The following is a 1,605-nucleotide window of genomic DNA, read 5'->3' as shown; positions in this document are numbered from 1 at the left end:
CAGACTGTAGACAAAGCCCTGCTTTTGCAGGGTTTTGCTATTGTTGGAACCGCTTTTCTGATATAATAAATATCAGAAGGGCGGTGTTTTTTATGATGACGAAAAATGCAGATAAAAAAAGAGAACAAATGATGATGTTTTCCATGGATGACATGGTACCTCAAAACCATATGCTGCGATTAATTGATAGGGCAATCAATTGGAATTTTATTTATGATCTGGTTGAAGAAAAATACTGTCCGGATAACGGCCGTCCCAGTATGGATCCCGTCATGCTGATAAAGATACCATTCATTCAGTATCTCTATGGGATAAAAAGCATGCGTCAGACCATGAAAGAGATTGAGGTAAACGTTGCATACCGCTGGTTTCTCGGACTAGACATGTTAGATCCAGTACCTCATTTTTCTACATTTGGAAAGAATTATACCCGCCGTTTCAAAGATACAGACCTTTTTGAGCAGATCTTTTCAAAGATTTTGGAAGATTGTATGAAATATAAGCTTGTAAATACAGAACAGATCTTCGTGGATGCAACACATGTAAAAGCCTGTGCAAACAGTAAAAAAATGCGTAAGCGGGTTGCACACGAACAGGCTCTCTGGTATGAAGAGGAATTAAATAAAGAGATTGAAAAAGATCGTCTGGCACATGGAAAAAAGCCATTGAAGAAAAAAGATGATAACCAGCCACCTGCATCCGGTGGAACCGGAAATGATAAGGATTCTATATCTGAAGAACTTCCTGAAGATGTGAAAACACAAAAATGCAGCATCAGCGATCCGGAAAGTGGATGGTTTCGAAAGGGTGAACATAAACACGTTTTTGCATATGCTGTAGAAACTGCCTGTGATAAACATGGCTGGATCCTTGGATATACAGTACATCCTGGTAATGAGAATGACAGTCGTACTTTTAAGGCATTATACGATAAGATATCTAAACTGAATCCGCAGATGGTAGTTGCAGATGCAGGATATAAAACTCCGGCAATCGCCCATCAGCTGTTGGAAGATGGAATTCAACCACTGTTTCCGTATACCCGTCCCAAGACCAAAGAAGGCTTTTTCGGAAAACACGAATTCGCATATGATGAATACTATGATTGTTATATATGTCCGGGAGCACATATATTGACATACAGTACAACAAACAGAAGTGGATATAAAGAGTATAAAAGTTGCGGTGAACATTGTGCTGAATGCCAATATCTTTCAAAATGCACAGAAAGTAAGGATCATGTAAAAATGATCACACGTCATGTATGGGAAGAATATATGGAAGTGGCAGAAGACATTCGGCACACGATAGGAAACAGACAGATCTATCAGTTAAGAAAAGAAACCATAGAGAGGATATTCGGTACAGCGAAAGAACAGCATGGATTTCGATATACGCAATATGTAGGAAAGGCACGGATGGAGATGAAAGCCGGGCTTACCTTTGCATGCATGAATCTGAAAAAACTGGCAAAGATTCTGGAAAAACGAGGCTGGAATACAGCCACTTTTTTATATTTTGAGCTAAGAACAAGAATAAAATCAAAATTTAAAGAAAAATGGTACTGGGCATAACACCCAGCACCAAGTTTGTCTACAGTCTGAG

The 1,605-nt window shown here is 39.1% G+C and carries 1 protein-coding gene; it reads left to right on the top strand.

The genetic code is table 11. The annotated features are described in order from the left end of the window. Nucleotides 1-92 precede the first annotated feature (92 nt). Nucleotides 93-1,574, top strand: coding sequence for an IS1182 family transposase (locus DW931_RS15715; protein WP_118482617.1), 1,482 nt, complete (start codon nucleotides 93-95; stop codon nucleotides 1,572-1,574). Nucleotides 1,575-1,605 lie beyond the last annotated feature (31 nt).

The organism is Clostridium sp. AM43-3BH (assembly GCF_003479985.1).
In the GTDB taxonomy this organism is placed as follows: domain Bacteria; phylum Bacillota; class Clostridia; order Lachnospirales; family Lachnospiraceae; genus Otoolea; species Otoolea fessa.
The sequence above is the reverse complement of the archived record's forward strand: the minus strand, read 5'-3'. Positions and strand labels throughout refer to the sequence as shown.